Origin of the sequence: Bordetella pseudohinzii, assembly GCF_000657795.2 — a bacterium.
Lineage (GTDB): Bacteria > Pseudomonadota > Gammaproteobacteria > Burkholderiales > Burkholderiaceae_B > Bordetella > Bordetella pseudohinzii.
Genome location: NZ_JHEP02000015.1, coordinates 17807 through 42731 on the forward strand (window position 1 = coordinate 17807; position 24925 = coordinate 42731).

At 65.2% G+C, this 24925-nt stretch carries 25 protein-coding genes and 1 tRNA gene; 9 read left to right on the plus strand and 17 right to left on the minus strand.

Translation table 11 applies throughout. From position 1 onward, the window contains the following. Positions 1–40 precede the first annotated feature (40 nt). Both L540_RS17365 and L540_RS17370 read right to left on the minus strand, forming a co-directional pair. Entirely contained in the window at positions 41–1585 is a 1545-nt protein-coding gene (locus L540_RS17365) for an ABC transporter substrate-binding protein (RefSeq protein ID WP_043213546.1), read from the minus strand. Positions 1586–1622: 37 nt separating this feature from the next. Further along, entirely contained in the window at positions 1623–2882 is a 1260-nt protein-coding gene (locus tag L540_RS17370; RefSeq protein WP_043213549.1) for an amino acid deaminase, read from the minus strand. 144 nt (positions 2883–3026) lie between these two features. On the opposite strand from L540_RS17370, the gene L540_RS17375 reads away from it, so the two are divergent. The 3 genes from L540_RS17375 (at position 3027) to L540_RS21615 (ending at position 6406) form a co-directional block, all read left to right on the plus strand. Next, positions 3027–4364 (plus strand): replication-associated recombination protein A, encoded by a 1338-nt coding sequence (locus L540_RS17375; protein WP_043213551.1) that lies wholly within the window; start codon positions 3027–3029, stop codon positions 4362–4364. A 199-nt stretch (positions 4365–4563) separates the two neighbouring features. Then, positions 4564–5913 carry a serine--tRNA ligase gene (serS, locus tag L540_RS17385; RefSeq protein WP_043213556.1) on the plus strand — a complete coding sequence of 450 codons (1350 nt, stop codon included), beginning with the start codon at positions 4564–4566 and terminating at the stop codon, positions 5911–5913. Positions 5914–6157: 244 nt separating this feature from the next. Next, entirely contained in the window at positions 6158–6406 is a 249-nt protein-coding gene (locus tag L540_RS21615; protein WP_109842481.1) for a hypothetical protein, read from the plus strand. Positions 6407–6663: 257 nt separating this feature from the next. Here L540_RS21615 and L540_RS17390 read toward each other — a convergent pair whose 3' ends face one another. Further along, positions 6664–6984 (minus strand): hypothetical protein, encoded by a 321-nt coding sequence (locus L540_RS17390; RefSeq protein WP_043213768.1) that lies wholly within the window; start codon positions 6982–6984, stop codon positions 6664–6666. Between the two features lie 282 nt (positions 6985–7266). Here L540_RS17390 and L540_RS17395 point away from each other — a divergent pair, with 282 nt between their 5' ends. Next, a complete protein-coding gene (locus tag L540_RS17395) occupies positions 7267–7470 on the plus strand; it encodes a hypothetical protein (RefSeq protein WP_043213558.1) in 204 nt (67 codons plus the stop codon). Positions 7471–7476: 6 nt separating this feature from the next. Here L540_RS17395 and L540_RS17400 read toward each other — a convergent pair whose 3' ends face one another. Next, positions 7477–8157, minus strand: coding sequence for a GGDEF domain-containing protein (locus L540_RS17400; protein ID WP_082149681.1), 681 nt, complete (start codon positions 8155–8157; stop codon positions 7477–7479). Between the two features lie 637 nt (positions 8158–8794). Further along, positions 8795–9457, minus strand: a complete 663-nt coding sequence (locus L540_RS17410; RefSeq protein WP_043213562.1) for a MarC family protein — start codon at positions 9455–9457, stop codon at positions 8795–8797. A 175-nt stretch (positions 9458–9632) separates the two neighbouring features. Between L540_RS17410 and ppk2 the strand changes: the two genes are divergently transcribed. Continuing rightward, positions 9633–10691: a polyphosphate kinase 2 gene (ppk2, locus tag L540_RS17415; protein WP_043213565.1), complete on the plus strand. Its 1059-nt coding sequence runs from the start codon at positions 9633–9635 to the stop codon at positions 10689–10691. 66 nt (positions 10692–10757) lie between these two features. Here the strand turns inward: ppk2 and L540_RS17420 are convergent, their stop codons facing one another. The 10 genes from L540_RS17420 to L540_RS17465 all read right to left on the minus strand — a co-directional run bounded on the left by L540_RS17420 (position 10758) and on the right by L540_RS17465 (position 18618). After that, positions 10758–11264: a 2,4'-dihydroxyacetophenone dioxygenase family protein gene (locus L540_RS17420; protein ID WP_043213567.1), complete on the minus strand. Its 507-nt coding sequence runs from the start codon at positions 11262–11264 to the stop codon at positions 10758–10760. A gap of 10 nt (positions 11265–11274) precedes the next feature. Further along, entirely contained in the window at positions 11275–12273 is a 999-nt protein-coding gene (locus L540_RS17425; protein WP_043213569.1) for a 2-hydroxyacid dehydrogenase, read from the minus strand. A gap of 31 nt (positions 12274–12304) precedes the next feature. After that, positions 12305–12514, minus strand: coding sequence for a hypothetical protein (locus L540_RS17430; RefSeq protein ID WP_029579070.1), 210 nt, complete (start codon positions 12512–12514; stop codon positions 12305–12307). Positions 12515–12525: 11 nt separating this feature from the next. Then, the gene (locus L540_RS17435) at positions 12526–12852 is read right to left on the minus strand and encodes a 2Fe-2S iron-sulfur cluster-binding protein (RefSeq protein WP_043213570.1); all 327 of its coding nucleotides are present in this window, start codon (positions 12850–12852) and stop codon (positions 12526–12528) included. A 1-nt stretch (position 12853) separates the two neighbouring features. Further along, positions 12854–14029: an NAD(P)/FAD-dependent oxidoreductase gene (locus L540_RS17440; protein WP_043213573.1), complete on the minus strand. Its 1176-nt coding sequence runs from the start codon at positions 14027–14029 to the stop codon at positions 12854–12856. Positions 14030–14032: 3 nt separating this feature from the next. After that, positions 14033–15028: a Bug family tripartite tricarboxylate transporter substrate binding protein gene (locus tag L540_RS17445; protein WP_043213576.1), complete on the minus strand. Its 996-nt coding sequence runs from the start codon at positions 15026–15028 to the stop codon at positions 14033–14035. 127 nt (positions 15029–15155) lie between these two features. Beyond that, positions 15156–15695, minus strand: a complete 540-nt coding sequence (locus L540_RS17450; protein WP_043213578.1) for an aromatic-ring-hydroxylating dioxygenase subunit beta — start codon at positions 15693–15695, stop codon at positions 15156–15158. Positions 15696–15708: 13 nt separating this feature from the next. Beyond that, entirely contained in the window at positions 15709–17049 is a 1341-nt protein-coding gene (locus L540_RS17455; protein ID WP_043213580.1) for an aromatic ring-hydroxylating oxygenase subunit alpha, read from the minus strand. Positions 17050–17083: 34 nt separating this feature from the next. Beyond that, complete coding sequence (locus tag L540_RS17460) at positions 17084–17824, minus strand: FadR/GntR family transcriptional regulator (protein WP_053073236.1); 741 nt, start codon at positions 17822–17824, stop codon at positions 17084–17086. 35 nt (positions 17825–17859) lie between these two features. Beyond that, positions 17860–18618: a nitroreductase family protein gene (locus L540_RS17465; RefSeq protein ID WP_043213582.1), complete on the minus strand. Its 759-nt coding sequence runs from the start codon at positions 18616–18618 to the stop codon at positions 17860–17862. An 81-nt stretch (positions 18619–18699) separates the two neighbouring features. On the opposite strand from L540_RS17465, the gene L540_RS17470 reads away from it, so the two are divergent. Next, entirely contained in the window at positions 18700–19128 is a 429-nt protein-coding gene (locus L540_RS17470) for a Rid family hydrolase (RefSeq protein WP_043213774.1), read from the plus strand. A gap of 357 nt (positions 19129–19485) precedes the next feature. Here the strand turns inward: L540_RS17470 and L540_RS17475 are convergent. Then, positions 19486–19575, minus strand: a tRNA-Ser gene (locus tag L540_RS17475). 212 nt (positions 19576–19787) lie between these two features. Between L540_RS17475 and L540_RS17480 the strand changes: the two genes are divergently transcribed. The 3 genes from L540_RS17480 to yaaA all read left to right on the plus strand — a co-directional run bounded on the left by L540_RS17480 (position 19788) and on the right by yaaA (position 22632). After that, positions 19788–20984 carry a cation:proton antiporter domain-containing protein gene (locus tag L540_RS17480; protein ID WP_043213584.1) on the plus strand — a complete coding sequence of 399 codons (1197 nt, stop codon included), beginning with the start codon at positions 19788–19790 and terminating at the stop codon, positions 20982–20984. Between the two features lie 72 nt (positions 20985–21056). Then, complete coding sequence (locus tag L540_RS17485) at positions 21057–21839, plus strand: 3-hydroxybutyrate dehydrogenase (protein ID WP_043213586.1); 783 nt, start codon at positions 21057–21059, stop codon at positions 21837–21839. A 19-nt stretch (positions 21840–21858) separates the two neighbouring features. Then, positions 21859–22632, plus strand: coding sequence for a peroxide stress protein YaaA (gene yaaA, locus L540_RS17490; protein WP_043213776.1), 774 nt, complete (start codon positions 21859–21861; stop codon positions 22630–22632). Here the strand turns inward: yaaA and L540_RS17495 are convergent. After that, on the minus strand, positions 22629–24836 hold the full coding sequence (locus L540_RS17495) for an FUSC family protein (RefSeq protein ID WP_043213587.1): 2208 nt from the start codon (positions 24834–24836) through the stop codon (positions 22629–22631). The two genes, yaaA and L540_RS17495, sit on opposite strands and share 4 nt — an antisense overlap. Positions 24837–24925 lie beyond the last annotated feature (89 nt).

Sequence of the window (24925 nt, forward strand, 5' to 3'; positions counted from 1 at the left end):
TCGGGTTTGACAGCGGCGGCCGCAAAGGCCGCCGCGGCGCTTACTTGGCCGTCTTCCAGGCGTTCCAGAAATAAGGCCAGGGAGCGGCTTGCACGCCCTGCAGCGCCGGCGAGCGCGCCGCCTGGGCATTGAAGTCGCCCACCTTGATGAACGGCACCTCGTCGAACACCGCCTTTTGCACCTCGGCCCAGCGCTGCACGCGCTCGTCCTGGGTGCGCGCCTGGTTGAAGGCGTCAAGCACCTGGTTGCGGCGCGGCGTGTCCCACCAGCCCGGCGCATCCTTGGACGGGAAGTCGATCAGCGCGGGTTCGGGCAGGAAGGGGCTGTGGGTGATGAAGATGTCCCACAGGGCCGGATCCTGGCGGCGCTGCGTCAGCGTGGCCCAGTCCACCACCTGCATGTCCACCTTGAAGCCCGCGGCCTTGAGGTATTCGGCGGCCACCAGCGCCATCTTGTAATGGAACTCGTATTGCTGGCTGGTCAGGATGCGGATGTTGCGGTCCTGCACGCCGGCGCCATCGGCCAGTTTCTTGGCCGCGGCCGCATCGCCCTTGTTGTAGACCTTGTCGCCCAGCTTGGTCGCCCAGGGGAAACCTTCGGGATAGAGGTCGCCGTTGAGCTTGTAGAACTCCTTGTTGCCGAAGGCGGCGAACAGCATGTCCTCTTCGTTCAGCGCCAGCTGCACGGCCTGGCGCACGGCCAGGTTGGACATGATGCCTTGCTTGGTGTTGAGCACCAGGCGCGGCCAGCCAAAAGGCTTGAGCATGACCGGATCCGAGCGCCCGCCCTTGAGCTTGGCCAGCGATTCCACCGGCAGCGAATCGACGTAATCGAACTGGCCGGCGATGGCCGATTCCACGCGGGTGTTGGCGTTGCTGACCGGCACGAAGCGGATTTCGTCCAGGTATTGCTTGCGCGCGCCGCCGTAGCCATCGGGCTCGCCCGCGCGCGGCTGATAGCCTTCGAAGCGCGTGAGCTGGATGTATTGGTCGGGCACGCGCGCCTTGAGCTGATAGGGGCCCGTGCCGACAAAGGCGGTCAAGGCGGGGGCGATGTTCTTGGCCGGCAGGATGATGGCCGCGCTGTTGTTCATCGCCAGCAGGGCCGTCAGCGGCGCATAAGGCTGCTTGAGCGTGATCTTGATGGTGTCGGCGTCGGGCGCTTCGATGGCGGTGATCAGCTTGGCGGCCTGTTTGCCGCGCGAGGCGATCTCGGTCCAGCGCTTGAGCGAAGCCACGGCATCGGCCGAGCTCAGCTTGGAGCCGTCATGGAAGCTCAGGCCCGGGCGCAGCTTGATCGTGTAGGTCAGGCCATCGGCGCTGATGTCCGGCAACTTCTCGGCCAGCAGCGGTGTCAGGTTCCACTTGGCGTCGAAGGTGTAGAGCGTCTCGAAGATGTGCTGCGTCAGGATGCCGACCAGGTCGGCCGTGCTGGTCATCGGATCCAGCGTCGGCGGCTCGCCGATGGTGGCGACCGAGATGGTGCCGCCCTTGACCGGGGCGGCCGAGATGGCCGTGGCATGCAGGCCCAGGCCGAGGATGCCGGCCGCGAACAGGCTGGCCAGCCGGGTGGTGCGCAGATTCATGAGCTTGTCTCCAGGGGAGTCAACAACAAACTGCTGGTTAGAAATAAGTCGCGGCCACGCCCGTGACGCTGTAGGCATCATCCAGCAGCAGGATCTGGCGCCACTTGTCGAAAGTGAGGCAGGGATGGGAGATATCGAAGGCGATCATGTCGCCCACGGCAATGTCGTCGTCCGGCCCGATGGACATGAAGGCATGCTGGTCCATCATGGCGGTCAGCTTCCATTGGGCGGGCGCGTCCTGCGGCAGCGGGGCGCCGGGCCGGTAGTGGCGGGCCGGCGCGGGCAGGCCCGCATCGAAGGCGGCGTCGCGCTTGCCCAGGCCGATGATGGCGCGGCCCGCTTCGGGCAGCGATTGCACATAGGCCCAGACCTGCAGCGCGGGCTGAAGACCCGGTTCCAGGCGCTGGGCCACGGGATTGTGCGCGGCGATGCGTTCGGCGGCGCTGCGGTAGATCCCCACGTCGTGGCTGAGATAGCAGCCCGGGCGCAGCACGATATCCAGGGCGCGCCCGATGTCCAGGCCCGAAAACTCCTCGGCCACCACGTCGAACCAGGCCGAGCCGGCGCCGGTAAGGATGGCGGCGCCTTCGTCGCGCAGCCGGCCCTCGGCGGCGAGGCGGCGCAGGGTATCGGCCGCGCGCCGCAGAAAGGCGCGGATGGCCGCCTCGTCCTGCAGCACGCCTTCGTAGATTTCCACGCCGGCCAGGGCCAGGGCGTCCGGCCAGCGGGCGATCTCGTCCAGCACGTCCTGCGCCTGGGCGGCATCGCGCACGCCGGTGCGCCCGCCCGCCACGCCCAGTTCCAGCAGCACGGGCAGGCGCAGGCCGGCCTGCCGGAAGTAGGCGCCCAATTGCGCGGCGTTGGCGGCCGAGTCGACCAGGCAGCAGAAACTGAAGGCCGGATCGCGCAGCAGCCCGGCGATGATGGCCATATTGGCGCGGCCGACCAACTGGTTGGCCAGGATGACCCGGCGCACGCCGTGGCGATAGGCCGCTTGCGTCTGCGGCGCCGTCGCCAGGGTGATGCCCCAGGCCCCGGCCTCGATCTGGCGCGCGAACAGGGCCGGGCTCATGGTCGTCTTGCCATGCGGCGCCAGCTTGACCTGATAGGCCTCCATGAAGCGCTGCATCCATTGCAGGTTGTGGCGCATGCGGCTCTCATAGAGCACGGCCGCCGGCAGGCTCAGATCTTCGCGCAGCAGATTCCAGCCCAGGCTGGCTGCCTGGGCGGTGGTACAGCCTGCGGGAAACGGGCCCAGCCCCTTGCCGTCGGGGTCCAGCGGCGTCACCTCGGCCATGCGGCCTCCTTGAAAATTTTTACCAATAATCTGATTTGTAGAGATTATCTTGAAAGAAATTTACAGGCGGGAGCTAGGACTTTCCCCTAGCCGGGCTCATGGTGTAATGGCCGCCTGGACGCTGTCCTTTTGTTTTCTGCTGCCATGAGCAACGATCTGTTTTCCGCCGACCCCGCCCACCGCCCCTATGTGCCCCTGGCCGAGCGCCTGCGCCCGCGCACGCTGGCCGACGTGGTCGGGCAATCGCATCTCCTGGGGCCGGACAAGCCGCTGCGCGTGGCCTTTGAGTCCGGCCGGCCGCACTCCATGATCTTCTGGGGGCCGCCGGGCGTGGGCAAGACCACGCTGGCGCGGCTGATGGCCGATGGATTCGATGCCCAGTTCATCGCCATCTCGGCCGTGCTGGGCGGCGTCAAGGACATCCGCGATGCCGTCGTCACGGCCCAGATCGCGCAAGGGCAGGGCCGCCGCACCATCCTGTTCGTCGATGAGGTCCATCGCTTCAACAAGGCCCAGCAGGATGCCTTCCTGCCCTATGTGGAAAGCGGCCTGTTCACCTTCATCGGCGCCACCACCGAAAACCCCTCCTTCGAGGTCAACTCGGCCCTCCTGTCGCGCGCGCGGGTTTACGTTCTGCAGTCCCTCAGCGCCGAAGAGCTCATGCTGCTGGTGGACCGCGCCGTCGCCGCCTTCAATGAAGGCCGGGATGACAAACCCATACGGTTTGACGACGCCGCGCGCGAGCAGCTGGCGGCCTGGGCCGATGGCGATGCCCGCCGCCTGATCAGCGCGGTCGAGGTCGTGGCCGAATCGGCCGAAGCCGCCGGCCGCGAAGAGGTCGACGCGGCCTGGCTGGAGACGTCGCTCTCGCAGAACCTGCGCCGCTTTGACAAGGGCGGCGACGCCTTCTATGACCAGATCAGCGCCTTGCACAAGGCGGTGCGCGGTTCGGACCCGGACGCCGCCCTGTATTGGTTCGCGCGCATGCTCGACGGCGGCGCCGATCCCAAATACCTGTCGCGCCGCCTGGTCCGCATGGCGGTGGAGGACATCGGCCTGGCCGACCCCCGCGCCACCGAGCTGACGCTGCAGGGCGCCGACATCTATGAGCGCCTGGGCTCGCCGGAAGGCGAGCTGGCCCTGGCCCAGGCCGTGGTCTATCTGGCCTGCGCGGCCAAATCCAACGCGGTCTACAACGCCTACAACGCCGCGCGCAAATTCGCCGCCGAGCATGGCAGCGCGCCCGTGCCCCTGCATCTGCGCAATGCGCCGACCAAGCTCATGAAACAGCTGGGTCATGGGCACGCTTATCGCTATGCCCATGACGAGCCCCATGCCTACGCCGCCGGCGAGCATTATTTCCCCGATGGCCTGAACCCGACCTTCTATCAGCCGACGGACCGCGGGCTGGAGGCCAAGATCCAGCAGAAACTGGCTTTCCTGCGCGAACTCGACGCCCAGGCCCGCGACAAGAAGCGCTAGCGCGGCTTAATGCCGCACTTCCACGACGACCTTCTCGCGCGCCAGCGCATCCAGGAAATCATCCGCCAGACGGGTGTGCGCGGCAGGCCTATCCGGCGGGGAGGGTAAAATCCCCGGGGTTGCCGGCGCTTCGTGCCGCGACCCAAGGCGCCCGGTCCCCGCGGCCGGCGGCGCGTTTCCCAACTTAATCGCCATCACCATGCTAGATCCGATACTGCTGCGCAAAGACCTGCAAACCGTCGTGGACCGTCTCCAGAGCCGGGGGGTTGCCTTCGACACGGAACGGTTCAACGATCTGGAGTCCCGCCGCAAGTCCGTGCAGACCGAGACCGAGTCCCTGCAGGCGCGCCGCAATGCCCTGGCCAAGCAGATCGGCCAGCTCAAGGCCAAGGGCGAGGATGCTTCGGCCGTGATGGCGGAGTCGCAAGCCCTGCCCGCCAAACTCAAGCAGCTGGAAGACGAGCTGGCGATGCTGCATCAGCAGCTCAATGAGCTGCTGATGTCGGTGCCCAACCTGCCGCACGCCAGCGTGCCGGTGGGCGCGTCCAGCGACGACAACGTCGAAGTGCGCCGCTGGCTGCCCGGCCAGGCTGGCCCGGACGGCAATCCCGCCGGGCTGGGCTTCGAGCCGCGCGATCACGTGGCCATCGGCGAACCCCTGGGCCTGGATTTCGATACCGCGGCCAAGCTGTCGGGCGCCCGGTTTTCCTTCATGCGCGGCCAGATGGCCCGCCTGCACCGCGCCCTGGCGCAGTTCATGCTGGATCTGCAGACCGGCGAGCATGGCTATACCGAGTGCTATACGCCCTATATCGTCAACAGCTCCACGCTTTACGGCACGGGGCAATTGCCCAAGTTCAAGGACGATATGTTCTTTGTGACCAAGGGCGGGGGCGATGATGACCCCAAGGTCGACGAACATGGCAAGGCTTTCGTGCGCGAAGACCAATACCTGATCTCGACCTCGGAAATCACCCTGACCAGCGTGGTGCGCGACACCATCGTGCCCGGCGCCGATCTGCCCTTGCGCATGACCGCGCACACGCCTTGTTTCCGCTCCGAGGCCGGCAGCGGGGGGCGCGATACGCGCGGCATGATCCGCCAGCACCAGTTCGACAAAGTCGAAATGGTCCAGGTGGTCCAGCCTGATCAGTCCTATGAGGCGCTGGAGCAGATGACCGGCCATGCCGAGGCCGTGCTGCGCCGGCTGGGCCTGGCCTACCGGGTCATGCTGCTTTGCACCGGCGATATGGGCTTTGGCGCGGCCAAGACCTATGACCTCGAGGTCTGGCTACCGGCGCAGAATACCTGGCGCGAGATTTCTTCGGTCTCCAACTGTGAAAACTTCCAGGCACGCCGCATGCAGGCGCGTTTCCGCGCCGACGCCAAGAGCAAGCCCGAGTTTGTCCACACGCTCAACGGCTCCGGACTGGCGGTCGGGCGCGCCCTGGTGGCCGTGCTGGAGAACTACCAGCAGGCCGATGGCAGCGTCGTCGTGCCGGAGGTGCTCCGTCCCTATATGGGTGGCATCGAGGTGCTCAAGCCCTGAGGCTTGGGCAAACCCCAAAACCCGGCCGCGGCCGGGTTTTTTTATTTTGTCGATTTATTGTTCCGATAATGGTTTGCCACATTCCGTTTCCGTGACCGAAACCGTTCTGTAGCCTTTGGCCGGTATCATGGTCTTGCGCTATTGATGTGAACAAATGTGAATGAGCGATTAAAAGGGCCGCATCTTGCGGCACAATATGTCTGCTTGGCCTCGTGTCCCTTCATTTCAATAGAGGAAGCTAACCATGACTTCACGAATGATTGGCGATTTTCGCGTTCGTTGCACTGTGGTCCCGCAAGAGGGGCAGTCCTTCAGTGTGCGGATATGGACGCGCCGCGTAGGCGGCACGGCTCCCGAAAAAGCATGGGATCTTCCCAACCTTGGCACCTACCGCAGTCTCAGCGAGGCGGAGGCAGGCAGCCAGGAAATCTTCTCGAAGATCAATGGTGTGCGTTTTAATGGTGAACCGGAGTTTGCACATGCGACCGCATAATGGCTGGTGGAAGAACACCAGCACCCCGCGCCGCTGGCTGGATGCCATGCGCGCAGCCACGCGGCAACCTACCCTGAGGTGTCAGACACCCCCAAGCACGTCTTCAGACCGCAAGGCCCTGCCGCCTGGTGTCTGACACCTCTGCGACGAGCGTCTCGCCGAACGCGGTCAAAGAAAAACCCCCGAAGGCCGGATCTATATCCGACTCTCGGGGGTTTTTTATTCTGGGCGGCTGCGGTTTGCGCCGCGTTGCCGCGTCAGTCGCGGCGCCAGTGGCCGCGGGAGTGGCCATGATGATGGCGCGGGCCGCCATGCCAACGCGGGCCGCCGTAGTAGACGGGCGCCGGCACGACCACCGGGCGGACATAGGCCGGCGGCGGCGCGTAATAGCGCGGCGGCGGGGCGGCATAGACCGGGGCCGGAGCCACATAGACCGGAGGCGGCGCCACGTAGACCGGAGCGGGGGCGACCGCGATGCCGGGGATGCCGATGGACACGCCGATGTCCACATGCGCCATTGCCGCAGCTGACATCGTCAGGGCGGCGGCGCCCAAACCAGCGACTAGCCATTTCTTCATGATTTCACCTGCCTTGCTGCACATGCAGTCTTGAGATTGCGTCGATCGTATTGTCGCCGTTTTCGCCGCGAAAGCATCTCAGACGGGTATTGCAATGGCGACAAAGCGCAACCGGGGCGCGCGGCGGTGCTGCGCCGCGCCATCGACGGCCCCGAGGGGGAGAAGAGGGTTTGAAATCGGCTGAAATCAAACCGCCCGGCGGCGGTGTTACATCCAATCACCAACAGGCCCGGCTTTGCGTCAGCGCAAGCGTTTCGCAAGGCTTGTCGGTATACTCGATGCATGACGACCGCTCACGACCTCAAGCCTGGGTACTACTGGTACACCATGGAGAAAGACCCCCTGGCCATCATCCACATTCATGCGGACGGGGGCGCCACGCTCATGGGCACGGACTTCCGCATGGAACCCGAAGGCGTCGCCGGCATGATCCGGCAGGGCGAGCGCTTTTTCTGGATCGAGCCGCCCGAAGTCCCCCGCGACTGACCCGTTTCAGATCGCTTGCTGGGCGGCATCCAGTTGGGCGATGCCGCCTTTGTCTTTGTGCTTGGCGCGGTAAAGCGCATCATCGGCCCGGCCATAGGCATGCTGCCAATCCACCATCACGCCCGGCGGCAACCACACCAAACCAAAGGTCGCGCTGGCCGGCCCGGCCTGTCCCCAGTTCAGCTGGCGGATGGCCGCCATGAGGCCCTCGGCCTGGCGCAGCGCCTTCTCCGGCGAGTCGGCCGAGTAAATCGCCGCGAACTCATCGCCGCCCACGCGGCAGACGCAATCGTCATTGCGGCGTAATTGCAGCTTGACCGCCTGCGCGACCGCGTGCAGCAGGCGGTCGCCCGCGGCGTGGCCCAGGCTGTCGTTGATGGCCTTGAAATCATCCAGGTCAAACAGACAGAGCGCCACGCCCAGTCCGCGCTGCGGCGCGTGCAGCGCCTCCTGCAAGCGTCTGGCGAAATAACGCCGATTAAAAATCCCCGTCAAATCATCCGTCACCACCAGGCGCCGCAAGCGGCGGTTCTCCGCCTCAAGCTCGTTCAGCTTGCGGCGCAGCGCTGGCTGACAGAGCGCGGGCGGGCAGCGCCCCGGCAGGCTCGGTCCGGGCTGGCTGGAAGCCGAGACGCGCTTGCGCAAGGGGATGCGATGGGCGCGAGGAGTTTTGTCTGAGGAAATCATGGCAAGGCGCATGTCGTGTGGGCCTGCTGGGGTTAGGCTCAGACTTAAGGCTACGGCGTTTCCAGATGTTTCTCCAGAAAACTAATGTCAATGATTGTCAAGCCTTTAGCGGCCGCGGCAAGCCATGTCCAGCCCGTGAGCTTGCGATAATTGGCGCCTATCTATCCATGTATTTTGTAGAGAATATTATATATATGCGCTAACGTTTTTCCCGGCGCGCTGGATTAAAAATTGCGTTAAACAAATAACAGGTTTCCGGTTTGAGTCATGTTATATGTTTGAATGCAGGTCAAACCAAAGGGAGGCGCTTTTGCAAGTGATTCGGGAAGGCCGGGCTGTCAGCTGCTCGGCCCGCAAGTACGAGTTCCTGACGGTTGATCAGGCCATGGGATTTGCCAGATTCCTGCAGCAGGGCAAGAGCCTGGAGCAGGCTTGCAAGATATGGCGGCCCAAGCGCATCACGGCGATACATGGATCGGCGTCGGGCGAGCCGTCGAGACCGCCCCAAGATTGATGTCCGGGCCGCGCGAGCATAAGGCGGCGGCCGGTTAAAATCCATGATTACTTCATGGTTAATCGCCAGCGGCAGATTTCATCCAGAAAGATAATCAATCGATGTCGACGAATAAGGCCGGAATTACGACCCGGCCAGCAGCGGGCGGATAAACTGGCTGATGCCAGTAAGGATAATCTGCACGCCCACGCAGAGCAGCAGAAAGGCGGACACCCGGGTCACTACCCGTGTCCCGCCCTCGCCCAGAAAGCGCGAGAGCGAATCCGCCCGGCTGTACACCAGATAGATCGACACCACGACCAGGGCGGAGATCGCGATGGACGACAGGCTGCCGAGCACGAATTCGCGCAGCTCCTTGGTCCGGTTGGCCGTCAGCGCGATGGCCGCGGCCACCGTTCCCGGGCCGGTGGTCAGCGGGACCGTCAGCGGGAAAAACACCATTTCGCCCAATTGGCTGGGCGCGATCTGCTGGACGGTCTGGGCGTCCTTGTTGTGGATTTCCGGCGCGTTGAGCATGGTCCAGCCCGACACCGCCACGGCCAGCCCGCCGGCGATGCGCAGCGCCTCCAGCGTGATGCCGAACATATGCAGCACGAAGGAGCCCAGGAAGAAAGCCACGACCAGGACAAAAAAGGAATACAGCGAAACGCTGTAGGCCAGCTTGCGCCTTTCCTCGACGGTGAGGGTGGCGGTCTTGTTGAGAAAGATGAAGGCGAGGCCGACCGGATTGATGATGCTGATGAGCGTGGTATAGCCGAACAGGATTTCGGAGACAAACTGGCTCATGTGGCCTCGCGGTACGAGAGAAACGGTGGCCGGTCCACCGCGCGGCACTAGTGTCGATGGCTTTGGCGGATTTGGCAACCCGCCGCTGAAGCCGCTTGATGTTGCGCAAAAGGGGAGACTGGCCGATGGTATAGGGTTGCGGTTTCCGCCGTGCTTGAAAAAAGGAGCTCATGCCATGACTGACAAGCCTCGTTCCCGTTCGCCTCGCAAGACCGGCCTGCCCCCCGAGGCCGCGGTTCTGGATCCCGAGCGCGCCCAGGCCGAGGCCCGCATGCAGGCCGCGCGCGAAGAGGCGGTGTCGGTCCTGGCGGATATCGCTTCCCGCGTCCAGGCCGAGGGCGAGGCCAAGGAGGCCTTGCTGTCGGTCATCGAGGCGCTGTCGCCCGACGATGCGCGGGCCGTGCACCAGGCGCTGGTGCAGGCGGCGGCGCGGCCCATGCCGCGCAATCCCGACCTGGAGTTGGCCGGCGACTGGCGCGGCGGCGCCTATCCCTACCGGCATCGCATGCTGCGCAAGAACTACGAAAAGCAGAAATACCGCCTGCAGGTCGAGCTGCTCAAGCTGCAAGCCTGGGTCAAGGCCACCGGGCAGCGTGTCGTCATCCTTTTTGAAGGGCGGGATGCGGCCGGCAAGGGCGGCACGATCAAACGCATGATGGAGCACCTCAACCCTCGCGGCGCCCGCGTGGTGGCGCTGGAGAAACCCTCCGATACCGAGCGAGGCCAATGGTATTTCCAGCGCTACGTCCAACACCTTCCCTCGGCCGGCGAGATCGTGCTGTTCGACCGCTCCTGGTATAACCGCGCCGGCGTGGAGCGCGTCATGGGCTTTTGCAGCGATGCGGAGTACCTGGAGTTTCTGCGCCAGGTGCCGGATTTCGAGCGCCACCTGGTCAACAGCGGCATCCATCTCGTCAAGTTCTGGTTCTCGGTCAGCCAGGAAGAACAGAAACGGCGCTTCCAGCAGCGCAAGGTCCACCCGCTCAAGCAATGGAAGCTGAGCCCGGTGGACCTGGCTTCGTTGGACAAATGGGATGACTACACGCGGGCCAAGGAGGCCATGTTCGCTCATACCGACACGGCCGATGCGCCCTGGATCGTGGTCAAGTCCGACTGCAAGAAGCGCGCGCGGCTCAACGCCATGCGCTATGTGCTGAATCGCCTGCCCTACGAGGGCCGCGGCAGCAGCCCCGATCTGGTCACCGATCCGCTGATCGTCGGCAGGGCGCTCTAGCTAGCGAGCCTCGATAGGGGAACTCCCAGGCCGGACCTGGGTGAACCGCCTATCGAGGCATCACATCTAGCGGATGAACTGATCGACATAGTCGGCGCCCAGACCGACTTCGATATAGTGCTTGCGGCACATCTCTATCTTGCTGAACACGTCTTCGTAGCCCACCTGGCGCCCTTGTTCGTCGAGATAGACCTGGGCGCCGCTGATGTTGAAGAAGGTGATCATTTCTTCCTGTTCGGCGCCCTCATCGACAACCAGGGTGTGGATCTCGCCCGGCGGTTCATAGACAAAGCTGCCGGCGCGCGCCACCCAGCTGTGTTCCAGGTAGCGCCATGAGCCCTTGATCACATAGCCGAAGACCATGCCCGGGTGGATATGGCGGCTGAGCACCCCCGAGCGCCGCACGCGCAGCAGGTTGCACCAGCCGCCCGTGACGGTGTTCAGGAAGAGGGGGCGGTACCAGACCTGCGGCGCCTGGGGCACCCAGACACGCTCGTCATCGGGGATGGCCGCGATGGCGATCTCGGGCTGTATGCCGCTGGCCTGCACCAGCGGCGGGTTGGTTTTCTGCATGGCGGTCTCCTCAAGCCAGGGCGGCGCCAGCCTGCCAGACCGAGGGATTGACCATGGCGGCCGGTTGCCGCTCCTGAAGCGCATCCAGCAGGTTCTGCGCCGCCAGGTCTATCATGGCGCGGCGGGTTTCGACCGTGGCGCTGCCCACATGGGCTTGCAGGATGACGTTGGGCAGCGAGCACAGCGGATGGCCGGCGTCGATGGGTTCGGTTTCCATGACGTCCAGGCCGGCGCCCGCGATGACGCCCGAGCGCAGGGCTTCGATCAGTTCGGCCTCCTTGATGACGGCGCCGCGCGCGGTGTTGATCAGATAGGCGCCGCGCTTCATGAGGCCGATCTCGCGCGCGCCGATGCTGTGACGGGTTTCCGCGTTCAGCGGGATATGGACGCTGAGAAAATCCGCTTCAGCGAACAAGGCGTCGCGCTCGCGGTATTGCGCCAGGCCTTGGCTCTCGGCGGCATCGTCGCGGCGGCGGTTGTGATAGACGACCTGCATGCCCAGCGCGCGGGCCATGCCGGCGACCTCGCGGCCGATGCGGCCCATGCCCAGCAGGCCCAGCGTTTTGCCGCGGATGTCGCGGGTCAGCGGCGCGGCGCCCTTGCTCCATTGGCCGGAACGCACAAAGGCGTCGCCCTGCACCAGGTTGCGGGCCAGGCAGATGAGCAGGCCCAGCGTCAGGTCGGCCACGGCCTTGTCCAGCACGCCCGGGGTATTGCAGACCAGCACGCCGGCCTGGGTGGCGGCGGGGATGTCGATGTTGTCGAAGCCGACGGCGAAGTTCGACACCACGCGCAGTTGGGGCAGGGCGGCGAGTTCTTCCGGGCCGATGCGCGTCTTCATGGTGCACAGAATGCCTTGGACGGATTCGCGCTGCGCGGCGTCCAGCGCCTGGGCGGGACTTTGCCCGGCGGGCACTTCCAGAATGCGGCAGGCGGCTTGCAGGCGTTCGCGCAGATCGGGGGGCAGCGGGGCGGACAGGACAATGGTGGGAAGGGACGATGCAGACATGAAACACTCCTGAGAAATCGGGCCGGGCGCGTCAGGGCGCCTCGGCATAGGCTTGGATGTCGGTGGCGAAGACCTGTTGCTCTTCGCCGTTGACCAGTGCGGGATTGCCGGGATGGGAAAGGTAGCGGCAGGTGATCCAGATGCCATCCTGCGGGTTCTCGATGACTTCGACGACGGCGCCATCGGTCATCAGCAGGACCGCGCCGGGTTGCAGCTCGACCAGATTGACGGTGGACGACATGGCGCGGCCTCCTACAGCGCCAGTTGCTCGGCGGGAACGCGCACGCGCATGCCATCAAGCGCCTCGCTCAACATGATTTGGCAGGCCAGGCGGCTGGTGGGCCCGCGGTCGGGAACCACGTCGAGCAAAGCCTCTTCGGTGGCGCCGGCGGGTTCCAGCTTGGCGAACCATTCCGGGTCGACATGGACGTGGCAGGTGCCGCAGATCGCGCCGCCGCCGCATTCGGCGACCACGCCTTCGATGCCTTGATCGCGCGCGCATTCCATCAGCGACCAGTCGGCGGGCGCCTGGGCGGCCTGTTCGCTGCCGTCGGGCAGCACAAAAAAGAGTTGAGGCATGTCAGGTCTCCTGAAGTTGGGGCGGCGCGGACAGGCGCGCCACGCCCTTGACGAATTCGGCCGGGCTGTCGACCGCCTCGATGGCGGCCAGCCGGCCGTCGAGATGGCGTTCCACGACCCAGCCTTTGGGCGTGGACAGGACGACATCGCGGCAGGCCGCGCCGGCGGCGACCAGGCCGGCCATTTGCAGCCGGCGTCCTTGCTGTTCGGACCAGAACGTGGCGGTTCGGCGGGGCAGGGGCGGCTTGCCGGCGATATGGGCGGCGGCGATGCGGGCCTGGGCCAGCGCGTTCTGCACGCTCTCCACGCGGGCCTGGCGCCCGAGCGTTTCGCGCCAGGCGCTGGCGCAATCGCCGATGGCATAGATGCGCGGGTCCGATGTCCGGCAGTGCTCATCGACGAGCACGCCATCGGCGCAGGCCAGTCCCGCCTGGCGCGCCAGGCTGTCATTGGGTTCGCCGCCGATGGCCACCAACACCTGCTCGGCCTCGCAGCTCTGCTGGGCGTCGAGATGCGCCCGCCAGCCCGCCGCCAGGCGCTCCCAGCGCTGCACGCGGCAGCCTAGCCGCAGGTCTATGCCGGCGTCGATATGCAGGGCCGCCATGGCTTGGGCGGTATGGGGCGAGACCCGGCCGCCCATGAGGGACGGCCCTTGCTCCAGCACGGTCACGCGGGCGCCCAGGCGGGTGGCCGAGCAGGCGGCCTCCAGACCGAGGTAGCCGCCGCCCAGCACCAGCAGGCGCTGCCCGGCGGCGATGGCCTGGCGCAGCCCCAAGGCATCCTCCTGGTTACGGATGACATGCACGCGCGGGCCGTCCAGCCCGGGCAGGCGGCGGGCGCGGGACCCGGTCGCCAGCACGCAGCGCTCAAAAGCGATCTCGCGGCCATCGGCGCAGCGCGCCACGCCATCGCCCAGGCTGACGATGGCGTGGCCGGCCAGGCGCAGGATGCCCTGGCTCTCGTACTGGGCCGGCGCCTTGAGCAGCAGGCGGGCGGGTTCGGTGGCGCCCAGCAGCAAGCCCTTGGACAGCGGCGGGCGTTCATAAGGCAGATGGACTTCCTCGCCGGCCAGCATGATGCCGCCCGTATAGCCGGCCGCGCGCAGGGCCCAGGCGCATTCCACGCCCGCATGGCCCGCGCCCACGATCAAGACACCGATAGAAGGGCTAGGCTGCATACCTCATCCCTTGCCGAACTCGATGACCACATTGGCCTGCCTGGCGATGGCGCCCCAACGTTCCAGCTCGCGCTGGTTCAGGGCCGCGAAACCTTCGGCATCGCGCGGTTGCGGCTCGAAGCCGGCCGTCTGCAGACGCTCGCGCATACCGGGCTGGTCCACGCCTTGCGCAATCACCTTGCCCAGTTCCTGCACCAGCGCCGCCGGCACGCCGGCCGGCGCGTACACGCCCAGCCAGCTGGTGACGTCGAAGTCCGCCATGCCGCTTTCCTCGAAAGTCGGCACCTGGGGCAGCTGCTTGCTGCGATAGCTGCTGGTGACGGCCAGCGCCTTGAGATTGCCCTTTTTGATCAGGGGCAGCACCGGCGGCAGGTTGCTGAAGCAAAAATCCAGATTGCCATTGGCCACATCGATGTTCAGCTCATTGCTGCCCTTGTACGGCACATGCTGCATCTTCAGGCCGGTGCGCTGCGCAAAAAACTCCGTGGTCAGGTGGGCGGACGTGCCGATGCCGTTGCTGCCATAGCTCAGGCTGCCCTCCGGCTTGGACTTCGCATAGGCCAGGAACTCCTGGACATTGGACAGCGGCGAATCCTTGGCGACCACCAGCACATTGACGAACTCGGCGATCTGCGCCACCGGCACGAAGGTCTTGGGCACGTCCAGCGGCAGGCCGCGCACCGTCACGGGCGGCAGCACATTGCCGCCCAGGCCTCCCATGATGAAGGTATAGCCGTCAGGCGCGGCGGCGGCGACCACCTGCTGGCCGATCAGGCCGCTGGCGCCGGGCCGGTTCTCGACAACGACGGGCTGGCCATACTTGGCCGTCAGCAGCTCGCCGGCCAGGCGGGCCGCCACGTCGGTCACGCCGCCGGGCGGATAGGGCACGACAAGGCGGATGGGGCGGCTGGCGTAGGCCCCGCCGGCGGCGCGCGCCAGCGGAGCCCAGGGCAGGGCGGCGGTCAATCCCAAGGTCTTCAAAACAGTACGGCGGTTCATTGCAACACTCCATGTAAGGAAGGCCGCGGCGCGGCGTGTCGTCTCCCCGGTACAGCAGGTATGGGTACAGCCTTCCCCGGGGATGGCCTGGCGGACATCCCGGAGGACAATGTAGGAACAAGAAGGGTCAGAAGAAAACGGTCAGGGCCTTGGCCTGCAGCACGTTCTGGTCCAGATGGATCTGCCGGTCAAGAATGCGCCAGCCATCCGCCTGGCGCACCAGGAGGTCGCTGCGCTTGCCGACAAAGACATTGGTCTCGGTTTGCAGACGGTTCTGGTAAAGCATGAAGCGCGAATGCACGCGCGCGCTCAGCCTGCCGTCCTGCTCCTGGCTCTCGGCGACACGTATATTGGCGACCATATGCGTGGTGCGCGAGGCAGGCTCCTCGGCCCAATGAATGCCGGTCTTGAGCTGGGCGACGCGCTGACGCAGCGTGGGCAGGCTCTCGTCTATCCAGGCGACCTGGTCCTCGGTCGTGTATTCCTCGGTGGCGATGCGGTCGCGGCGCACATTGCGCGCCAGCGGCATGCGGTAGCGCGCCTGCTCATCGAACAAACCCAGCCATTCGTCGAAGCGGCGGCTGTCCAGCAATTCGGCCTCATGGCTGAGGAACTGCTGCACTTCCCACCACAGCAGCAGCGACGCGGGAATGGAAGTCGTGCTCATTCGTCTGTCCTCCTCACGCCGACTCGGCCATCAGGGCGTCCCAGCTCATGCCCTTCATGAACTGGGCCCAGCGCCGGTAATAGATGCGGGCGTTTTCCTCGGTGTACTCGCCGTTCTCCACACAGCCCTTCAGCTCGGGCACGGCGCGGGCATGGCCCACGCCCATCTGGTAATTGAAATACAACTCGCGCGAGACCGTGCCCTGGCAGGCCTCGGTGGCGCCGGTCCAGTTTTCCATATCGTCGGATTCGGTCATGCCGCCGGGCCCGGAATAGCGCAGGTAATAGTGGCGGGCGGCCTCCTTGACCGAGGCCGGCGCGTCCTTGTCGACCAGGTACATGCGCCACATTTCCATTTCGGTCGGGCTGATGGGATGAAACACCGCGATGGTGCGCGGCTGGCGGCCATGGAAAGACATATTGGGAAAAATCGTGCCCACGCTGGTCATCACGCGCATCTTGTCGCCAAAGCGCCGTACCCGCGCCTCATGCACCTCGCGGTAATAAGCTTCCACCTCGGGATGCTGGGCATAAAGCGGCTTGTACTCGGGCTCGGCATAGAAAGGCAGCTGGCCCAGCAGCCCATGGCCGTGGCGGGGAAAGCCGATGGTCATGCGGTTGGGCGTGGGGTCGCGGCGTCCCTTGCCGCCGCTGGGCCCGATGCCCACGATATCCACCGAACGGTGGCTGATATCGTGATAAAGATCACCGATGAAATTCTCCGGCGCGAACTTCCAATTGCACTTCACGCGCCATTTCTGCACGCCGCCGATCACCTCGGAGCCGCCCGGACTGCCGTCGCGGCTATCCAGCGCCGCGTCCAGATACCACTTCATATCGCCCAGATAATCCAGGAAAGGCGGGGCGTCGGCATCCCAGGTGGCCCAGACCGTGCCCTTGTACACACAGACCTGGGCCACGGTCTTCAGGCCCCAGGCCTTCTTGTCCAGCTCGCCCTTGTAATGGGTGGCATGGCCGGGAACGCCCACCAGCTCGCCGGGCCGCTCCACCAGCTTGCCGTCCGTCGAAAAACTCCAGCCGTGATACGGACAGGTAAATGTGCGGTTATTGCCGTGGTCGTAGCGGCACAGCTTCATGCCGCGGTGCGCGCAGCTGTTGAGCATGACCTGGATATTGCCCTGCCGGTCGCGCGTCAGGATGACGGATTCCGTGCCCATGCGCGACAGGAAATAATCATCCGGATTCGGCACCAGGCTTTCGTGGCCCACGAACAGCCAGGCTCGGGAAAACACCCGCTCCAGCTCGGTCTTGAAGATTTCTTCGTCGACAAAGATGGAGCGGCTGACCAGGCCCTGGTCGGCCATCACCAATTCGTCTAAGGACTTACTCGCCATTTTTTCCCCTTGTATGCAACGGTCGTGAGCGCCGCTAGCGTTTCAAGAAACTGGTGGTATGCAAGCGTGTTTCGGTGTTCTCGATATGATTGCGCGCGCGCTGGCGGGCCTGCTCGCTGTCGCCAAGCTCGATGGCCTCGTACAAGGCCTCGTGCTCGGACTGCGCCAGGGCGCCGCGCCCGGCCGTCTTGGCCGAACGCGAACGCGAGACTTCCAGATTGCGCCGCAACAGCACGCTCAGGAAGTCGAAGAAATTGAGATAGTGTTCATTGCGCGTGGCGCGCGCGATGGCGCGATGGAAGCTCAGGTCGGCGTCCACGCCGGTGATGACATCGCCCGACGCCAGCGCCGTGGCCATGTTGTCCAGCGCCGCGCGCATATCGTCCAGGTCTTGCCGGTCGCGGCGCTGGGCGGCCAGCGCGGCCGCCTCGATCTCAAAACCGCGGCGCAGCTCGACAATACGCAGGATCTGCTCCACATTGCCTTCCTCGGCCGCCTGCATGCGCAGCACCGAAGGGCGGGTATTGAGCATGACCGTCAGCCCGCGGCCCTGCTTGCTGGTCACGATGCCGTCCGCCTTCAGGCGCGAGACCGCCTCGCGCAGCACCGTGCGCGACACGCCCAGGCGGTCGGCGATGACTTGCTCCGGGGGCAGGACCTCACCCAGCTGATACTGCCCGCTGGTGATCTCCTCGATCAGCATCTCGGCAATGCGGTCCGTGAGATTCAGTTCGCTGCGGGCGGCCGCGGGGGCCTGTCGTTTCAGAAGCGCCATATCGCCATCCTGTCCCTAAAATCCGATTATATGATTTACATATCAAACGTCGGAAAGCGAAAACCCTGACGCTGCAGGGCGCGCGCCACCCCCGCATAAGCCGGCATGGCGGCATAGCGCGCGGACACCGCATCGGTCCAGGACGGCGCCGGCGCCGCGCCCGACGCCTGGCGATAGGCCGCCATATCGCGGTCCATGGCCGTAAGCGCCGGCGCCACCCGCGAGCGGTCATAACGTTCGGCATGCAGCAGCGCCTCCAGCGGCAGGCGGGGCTTGAGCGGCCCGGCGACCGTATCGGCCGCATAACCCAGGCAGACCCCCGCCAGCGGCAAGGTCAGCGGCGGCAAGGCCAGCAGATCGATGACCGCGTCCAGCTCGCGCCGGATCCCCCCGACCGGGCACACCGCCAGGCCGGCCGCCCGGGCGGCCGACATCAGCGTCGCCAGCATGATGCCCACGTCAACGGCGCCGATCAGCAAACCATTGACATCCTCATGCGCGACCTGCTGGCGGCCGTGCCGCGCCGCCGCCTCGGCCGTCTTGTGGAAATCCATCAACAGGACCGCGAACACAGGAGCCTGCACAACCGCCTCCTGCCCGCCGCAAAGCCGCGCCAGCTCCGCCTTGCGCGCCGCGTCCCGCACCTCGATCAGAGTCACATTCTGCGCATTGTTCCAGGAAGGGCAGCGGCTGGCCGCCGCGTACACCCGGGCCAGCACCGAGGCGTCCACCTCGCGCTGGGCAAACGCGCGCACACTGCGATGCATGGCCAGATGCTGAAGAAAGGCGTCCACCCAGGCTCTCCCCGATTGAGCGTTAATGTGAAAATACTATAAAGTCTGGCGCACCTTTCACAAATGGGGGAAAACACCATCATGACCCTGCTCCAACACATCGCCGCCACCGGCTCCGCCTCCGCCATCAGCCGCGCCGTCGGCGTCCCGCCGGGGCTGACCCACTTCCAACTCAGCGCCCAATACCCCGAAGTGGTCGACCCCCAAGCCCCGGCCGACTCCCGCCAGGCCTTCGGCGACACGGCCACCCAGACCCGGACCACCCTGGCCCGCCTGGAAAAAGTCCTGGCCGACATGGGCTTGGGCTTGGAGCAACTGACCCATGCCCGAATCTATCTGGTGGCCGACCCCGAGACTGGTCGAATGGATTTCGACGGCTTTAACGCCGCCTACAACGCCTACCTCAAGGAGCGCGTCTCCGCCTTCCCCGCCCGCACCGTCGTCCAGGTCGCCGGACTGGTCAAGCCCGGGTGGCTGATTGAAATCGAGGCGTGCGCGGCGGCGGTTTGAGGGGGAAAGAAAATCTAGTCTTGTTGGCCGGTTTTGCGCATTGGAGGGCAGGGTCGGTCGATGCCGCTTGGGATTAGCTTGACGGCAGCCACGCTGAAGCAACGGAGGCAGCGTATGCCGGGCGCCGTAAATTTGCAGGCGCGCTGCGAGGAGCCCGTCATCTGAGCTATTCCCCGCCTCGGCCGTTGTTGATGTCCATGTCTACTTTTGTCTGACGACTGGATCGCGGGCGGCCTCCCCCAGCGATCCAGTCGTCAGACGACATTGCGAGTATCGCGACGCCGCAAAAGAAAAAACCCCGCAAGTCATCGAACTTACGGGGTTTTTCTCTGCCCGGGACTCGCTCGGGCAATAATCTGGCGGAGAGGGTGGGATTCGAACCCACGATACGCCTAAACGTATACCGGATTTCGAGTCCGGCGCATTCGACCACTCTGCCACCTCTCCAGGTGTCTTGCTCAAACCTGTTTCAGTCCCGGCCGTGGTCCGAACCTTGGACGCCGATCCCGGTCTGCTTGGTGTGGTGTCCACAAAACCCATGAGACCGATGATTTAACGAGGTTTGTTTCCTGTGGCTCTTGCCGAAGCAGGAAAGCCCGCTATTCTACCCAAAATTTTTCTTTCTGCAAATCTTTCCTCGTTCGGACGGGAGAGGACGCATGGGGCTAGTCACGTTGTTGCTGCTGGCGGCGGTGGTTTGTGTGCCGTTGACGCAGCGCCTGGGCCTGGGGGCGATCCCGGGTTATCTGGTGGCGGGCATCGCGGTGGGGCCGTCGGGCCTGGCCTTGGTGACCGATGTGCCGGCCATGATGAACGTGTCTGAATGGGGCGTGGTCATGATGTTGTTCGTGATCGGGCTGGAGCTGGCGCCCCGCCGGCTGTGGGAGATGCGGGTGGAGGTGTTCGGTCTGGGGGCCTTGCAGGTGCTGACGGCGGGAGTGCTGTTGGGGCTGGTGTTTGGCGCCGGGCTGCGTCATCTGGCGGGCATGAGCGTGACGGTGGCGGTGTTGTGCGGGCTGTCGCTGGCCTTGTCGTCGACGGCGGTGGCCTTGCGTCTTCTGGAGGAGCGGGGGCTGTTGCGCGCGCCGTTGGGCCGTATGGCGCTGGGGATTTTGCTATTCCAGGATATGGCGGCCATTCCCATGCTGGTGGCGGCCGGGATGTTGGGTTCGGACGGCGCGGATCCGCCGCATTTCGGGGTGGCGCTGGTGGCGGTGCTGGTGGTGCTGGCGGGCTATCGTCTGCGTTTTTTGACGTGGATCCAGCGCTCGGAGCTGCGCGAGTTGTTCACGGCCGCCACGTTGTTGATTGTGCTGGGCACGGCCCAGCTGTTCGATGCGGCGGGGCTGTCGGCCGGCCTGGGGGGATTCTTGGTGGGGGTGTTGCTGGCCGAGTCGCGCTATCGGGCCGATCTGGAGGAGACCATCGAGCCGTTCAAGGGGCTGTTGCTGGGTTTGTTTTTCCTGGCGGTGGGGATGTCGATCAATCTGCGCGAGGTCTACCAGTATTGGCATTACGTGGCCCTGGGGGTGCTGGCGCTGCTGATGATCAAGGGTTTGCTGCTCTATGGTATGGCGCGGCTGGGCGGGCTGCCGCATTATCACCGCCTGATGTTCGCCCTGGTGCTGGCGCAGGGCGGCGAGTTTAGCTATGCGATTTTCGCGGAGGCGGCGAGCAACCGTTTGATGACGGTGGTGCAGCGCGATGTGCTGTCGGTGATCGTGGCGGTGTCGATGGGTTTGATTCCCTGCGCGCTCAAGCTGGCCGAGCTGCTCCCGGCGCGCTATGGCGGCATAGGGGGGATGCGGGTGCGCCCGGCGGGGTTTGACGAGGGGGACGATGCTTCCGCGCGTTGAGGGCCGGACGGTCATGCGGGATGGCCGCGGCGGCGATACACTTGTCGGGTCTTGACCCAGCGGAGAATCTTCATGCTCAAAGGCAAAGTTGCAGTCGTTACGGGTTCCACCAGCGGTATCGGCCTGGGAGTCGCGCGCGCGTTCGCGCAGCAGGGCGCCAATGTGGTGCTCAATGGTTTCGGCGACGCCGCGGAAATCGAAAAACTGCGCGCCGATCTGGCCGCGCAGCACAAGGTGCAGGTGCTGTACGACGGCGCCGATCTGTCCAAGGGCGAGGCGGTGCGCCAGTTGGTGGCCAATGCGGTGAAGTCGCTGGGCCGCATCGATATCCTGGTCAACAATGCCGGCATCCAGCACACCGCGCTGATCGAGGATTTTCCGGTCGAGAAGTGGGACGCCATTCTGGCCTTGAACCTGTCGGCGGTGTTCCATGGTTCGGCCGCCGCGCTGCCTCATATGAAGAAGCAGGGCTGGGGCCGCATCATCAATATCGCGTCGGCGCATGGCCTGGTGGGTTCGGCGCAGAAGTCGGCCTATGTGGCCGCCAAGCACGGCGTGGTGGGCCTGACCAAGGTGACGGCGCTGGAGACGGCCGGCACGGGCGTGACGGCCAATGCGATTTGCCCGGGCTGGGTGCGCACGCCCTTGGTCGAAAAGCAGATCACCGCCCTGGCCGCCAAGGACGGCGTGGACCAGGAGGCCGCCGCGCGCGAGCTGCTGGGCGAGAAGCAGCCTTCGCTGCAGTTCGTCACCTCTGAACAACTGGGCGGCACCGCCGTGTTCCTGGCTTCGGATGCCGCCGAGCAGATCACCGGTACGACCATTTCCGTCGATGGCGGCTGGACCGCCCGCTGATAACAAGGATTTTGCCCTCATGCTGTTTTTGCTCTCTCCCGCCAAGAAACTGGACTACGATTCGCCGGTGCATGTGCAGACGCATACGCAACCTTTGTTCGTGGATCAGGCGGCCGCGCTCATCAAGGTGCTCAAGACCAAGTCGGCCGACGATATCGCCGAGCTGATGAGTCTGAGCCAGGCGCTGGCCGAGTTGAACGTGGGCCGCTATGCGGCCTGGAAGAAGACGTTCACCCAGGACAATGCCCGGCAGGCCGTGCTGGCCTTCAATGGCGATGTCTATGAGGGGCTGGAGGCTTCCAGCCTGTCGGCCAGGCAGCTGGATTGGGCGCAGGACCATGTCGTCATCCTGAGCGGTCTGTACGGCGCGCTGCGCCCCTTGGATTTGATGCAGCCCTATCGCCTTGAAATGGGCACGCGGCTGCAGACGTCCAAGGGCAAGAATCTCTACGAGTACTGGGGCAGCGCCATCGCCGGCTATCTCAATGAGCGGCAAGAGGGCGAGAAGACGCCGATCATCGTGAACCTGGCCTCGGAAGAGTATTTCAAGGCGGTCGACCTCAAGACGCTGAAGGCCCGCGTGCTGCAGTGCGTCTTCCAGGACTGGAAGAACGGCGCCTGGAAGGTCATCAGCTTCCATGCCAAGCGGGCGCGCGGCCTGATGGCGCGCTATGCCATCGAGCACAAGATCAACAAGCCCGAGGGGCTGCAGGCCTTTGACAGCGAAGGTTACGCCTTCGATGCTTCGGCCTCCAGCGCCGATAAGCTGGTCTTCCGGCGCCGGGAAAGCTAGGCCGTGATCAGCCCCGCCTCGCCGGGGTCGGCGACGGCGGTCAGCTCCTGGCGGATCATGACGGCGGCGCGCAGCATCTGCTTGACCGGATAGGCCAGGGCGGCGCCTTCGCCCGTGGTGTCGAACTGCGTCGGCAGCTCGGCCGGCTCCGGCTCGTCGGGCTGCAGGAGCTGCACCATGGCGTCGAGCGCCTGCTGGACCTCGGCCGGCGTCTGCGGCATGGCGGCCAGCGTGGGCACGGCGGCCGTGATCTGCGAGGCCAGGATGTGGTTCTGGATCAACAGGTTGTTGAATTCCGGCACGCTGACCTGATGCTGCTGCGGCTCGCTCATCATGCGATAGAAGGCCTCGGCATAATTGCTGAAGGCGATGTGCACGTTTTTGCGCGCCAGGCGCCAGGCGACGTCGGCATCGGCGATCGCATTGTCGCTGTCCGAGGCGGGCGCGCCGCCGTGCTGGCGCGCCACGTCGATGTAGTTCAGGCCGGCGCGCAGGTATTCGAGGTTGGCGCGCGAGGCGGCCCGGGCCAGGGGCTTCATGTAGCGCGCTTCCCACCAGGGCAGGACGTAGCTGCATAGCAGGGCCAGCACGCAGCCCAGCACGGTGTCGATGGCCCGCTCGCCGATCACTTCCAGCGACACCGAGCCGGGCGCCACGAAGTGAAAGACCAGCACCACGAACAGGGTATTGAAGATGGCGCTGCCCATGTAGTTGAGCTGCACCAGGCTGTTGCCCATGATGCAGGCGCCCAGCAGGACGGCGAAGAGCACGGCCGGCTTGTCGGTGGTCATGAACAGGGCCAGGGCCAGTATGCAGCCGATCAGCGTGCCCATCAGGCGCCAGCCGTTACGCTGGCGGGTGAGGGCGAAGCCGGGTTTCATGATGATGACGATGGTCAGCAGCACCCAGTAGCTGTGGGCGGCCATGTTCAGCGGCACCCAGCTGCCGATCAGGCCCAGCGCGATGGCCGCGGCCAGGGTCACGCGCAGGGCATAGCGGCAATGCGGCGAGTCCAGGCGCAGATTGCTGGTGATCATGCCCACCCGCACTTCCTGGCGCGACATGAAGCGGGTGAGGGATTTGTCGATGCGCAGCGTGCTGGTGGGGACGGCGTCGGGGTGGTGGCGCGTATGGTCGGCCAGGCGGTCGACGATGCGCGCGGCGTTGCGCAGGCGGCGCAGCACCTGGATGAGCAGCGCGAGTATCTCGGGCTCGCGCTCGCCCAGGCCCTGCTGCTTGAGCTGTTCGATTTCGTATTCGATGGCGCGCAGTTCGGCCTTGGCGCTGCTGCGGTATTGCGTGGGCCGCCCGCGCGAGAGGTCCAGCGCGATGCGGTTGAGTTCCAGCGACATCTTGACCAGCGCGTCGCGCATGAAGACCAGGGCGTCGTTGCCGGTCAGCGCGCGGCGCAGCGAGGCGTAGTCGGTGTGGGTGGCCACCAGGGTGTCGAGCAGCTGCAGCATGTCGACGAACATATTCCACAGCATGATGCGGTCGTTCTCGCGATAACCCTTGCCTTGGGGCAGGGCGCGCAAGACCAGGTCGCGGGCGGCCTGGTGGTTGTCGGTCATGGCCGATTGGCGCTGCATCAGCGTGCGGTACGACTCCTCAAGGTCGGCGTTTTCATCGTAGAAGCTGGCGCGCGAGGCCATATAGTCGGCCGTGGCGAACAGCGCCACCGACAGGGCCTGGCGCTCTTCGCGCAGCCAGAACAGGTGGCGAAAGCACAGGCTGAAGTAGAAATAGAACAGCGAGCCGCCCAGGGTGGCCAGGGAGTGCCACAGCACCTGGTCGGGCGCCATGGGTGTGTGCATGGTCAGCGTCATGAGCAGCAGGCCGGCAAAACCGATCAGGCCGCCGCGCTTGCCGAAGACGGTGAACATGGAGAACAGAAAGCACTGGCCGATCACCACGAACCAGAGCAGCAGCGGGTAGGTCGAGGCCAGCCCGGTGATGGTGACGGTGGAGACTCCAAGCAGGGCGCCGCCCAGCATTTCGTTGCTGCGGTGGCGCTGCGGCCCGCCGGGCTGGTCGATGATGGCCAGGCACTGCGCCCCGAAGGTGGCCACCAGGCCGATGCTGTATTGCCCCCAGATGCCGCCCAGCAGCAGCACGGGCAGCAGCATGCCGATGGCCTGGCGCACGCCGCCAAAGAAGTAGTGGCTGTAGAGAAAGCGCCGGATGCTGGCGATGCGCAGGTCCATGGAGCGAAAGCGAGTCTTGACCTGCCAAGTATAGAGATCCGTCCGGGTTTTTGGGGGCCGGATGGGTTGGAAAAACTCGCGGCGGCGCC

Excerpts from the sequence above, each read along its gene's own strand:
- L540_RS17365 (WP_043213546.1), bottom strand. The coding sequence starts at position 1,585 with ATGAATCTGCGCACCACCCGGCTGGCCAGCCTGTTCGCGGCCGGCATC.
- L540_RS17370 (WP_043213549.1), bottom strand. The coding sequence starts at position 2,882 with ATGGCCGAGGTGACGCCGCTGGACCCCGACGGCAAGGGGCTGGGCCCG.
- L540_RS17375 (WP_043213551.1), top strand. The coding sequence starts at position 3,027 with ATGAGCAACGATCTGTTTTCCGCCGACCCCGCCCACCGCCCCTATGTG.
- serS (WP_043213556.1), top strand. The coding sequence starts at position 4,564 with ATGCTAGATCCGATACTGCTGCGCAAAGACCTGCAAACCGTCGTGGAC.
- L540_RS21615 (WP_109842481.1), top strand. The coding sequence starts at position 6,158 with ATGACTTCACGAATGATTGGCGATTTTCGCGTTCGTTGCACTGTGGTC.
- L540_RS17390 (WP_043213768.1), bottom strand. The coding sequence starts at position 6,984 with ATGAAGAAATGGCTAGTCGCTGGTTTGGGCGCCGCCGCCCTGACGATG.
- L540_RS17395 (WP_043213558.1), top strand. The coding sequence starts at position 7,267 with ATGACGACCGCTCACGACCTCAAGCCTGGGTACTACTGGTACACCATG.
- L540_RS17400 (WP_082149681.1), bottom strand. The coding sequence starts at position 8,157 with ATGATTTCCTCAGACAAAACTCCTCGCGCCCATCGCATCCCCTTGCGC.
- L540_RS17410 (WP_043213562.1), bottom strand. The coding sequence starts at position 9,457 with ATGAGCCAGTTTGTCTCCGAAATCCTGTTCGGCTATACCACGCTCATC.
- ppk2 (WP_043213565.1), top strand. The coding sequence starts at position 9,633 with ATGACTGACAAGCCTCGTTCCCGTTCGCCTCGCAAGACCGGCCTGCCC.
- L540_RS17420 (WP_043213567.1), bottom strand. The coding sequence starts at position 11,264 with ATGCAGAAAACCAACCCGCCGCTGGTGCAGGCCAGCGGCATACAGCCC.
- L540_RS17425 (WP_043213569.1), bottom strand. The coding sequence starts at position 12,273 with ATGTCTGCATCGTCCCTTCCCACCATTGTCCTGTCCGCCCCGCTGCCC.
- L540_RS17430 (WP_029579070.1), bottom strand. The coding sequence starts at position 12,514 with ATGTCGTCCACCGTCAATCTGGTCGAGCTGCAACCCGGCGCGGTCCTG.
- L540_RS17435 (WP_043213570.1), bottom strand. The coding sequence starts at position 12,852 with ATGCCTCAACTCTTTTTTGTGCTGCCCGACGGCAGCGAACAGGCCGCC.
- L540_RS17440 (WP_043213573.1), bottom strand. The coding sequence starts at position 14,029 with ATGCAGCCTAGCCCTTCTATCGGTGTCTTGATCGTGGGCGCGGGCCAT.
- L540_RS17445 (WP_043213576.1), bottom strand. The coding sequence starts at position 15,028 with ATGAACCGCCGTACTGTTTTGAAGACCTTGGGATTGACCGCCGCCCTG.
- L540_RS17450 (WP_043213578.1), bottom strand. The coding sequence starts at position 15,695 with ATGAGCACGACTTCCATTCCCGCGTCGCTGCTGCTGTGGTGGGAAGTG.
- L540_RS17455 (WP_043213580.1), bottom strand. The coding sequence starts at position 17,049 with ATGGCGAGTAAGTCCTTAGACGAATTGGTGATGGCCGACCAGGGCCTG.
- L540_RS17460 (WP_053073236.1), bottom strand. The coding sequence starts at position 17,824 with ATGGCGCTTCTGAAACGACAGGCCCCCGCGGCCGCCCGCAGCGAACTG.
- L540_RS17470 (WP_043213774.1), top strand. The coding sequence starts at position 18,700 with ATGACCCTGCTCCAACACATCGCCGCCACCGGCTCCGCCTCCGCCATC.
- L540_RS17480 (WP_043213584.1), top strand. The coding sequence starts at position 19,788 with ATGGGGCTAGTCACGTTGTTGCTGCTGGCGGCGGTGGTTTGTGTGCCG.
- L540_RS17485 (WP_043213586.1), top strand. The coding sequence starts at position 21,057 with ATGCTCAAAGGCAAAGTTGCAGTCGTTACGGGTTCCACCAGCGGTATC.
- yaaA (WP_043213776.1), top strand. The coding sequence starts at position 21,859 with ATGCTGTTTTTGCTCTCTCCCGCCAAGAAACTGGACTACGATTCGCCG.
- L540_RS17495 (WP_043213587.1), bottom strand. The coding sequence starts at position 24,836 with ATGGACCTGCGCATCGCCAGCATCCGGCGCTTTCTCTACAGCCACTAC.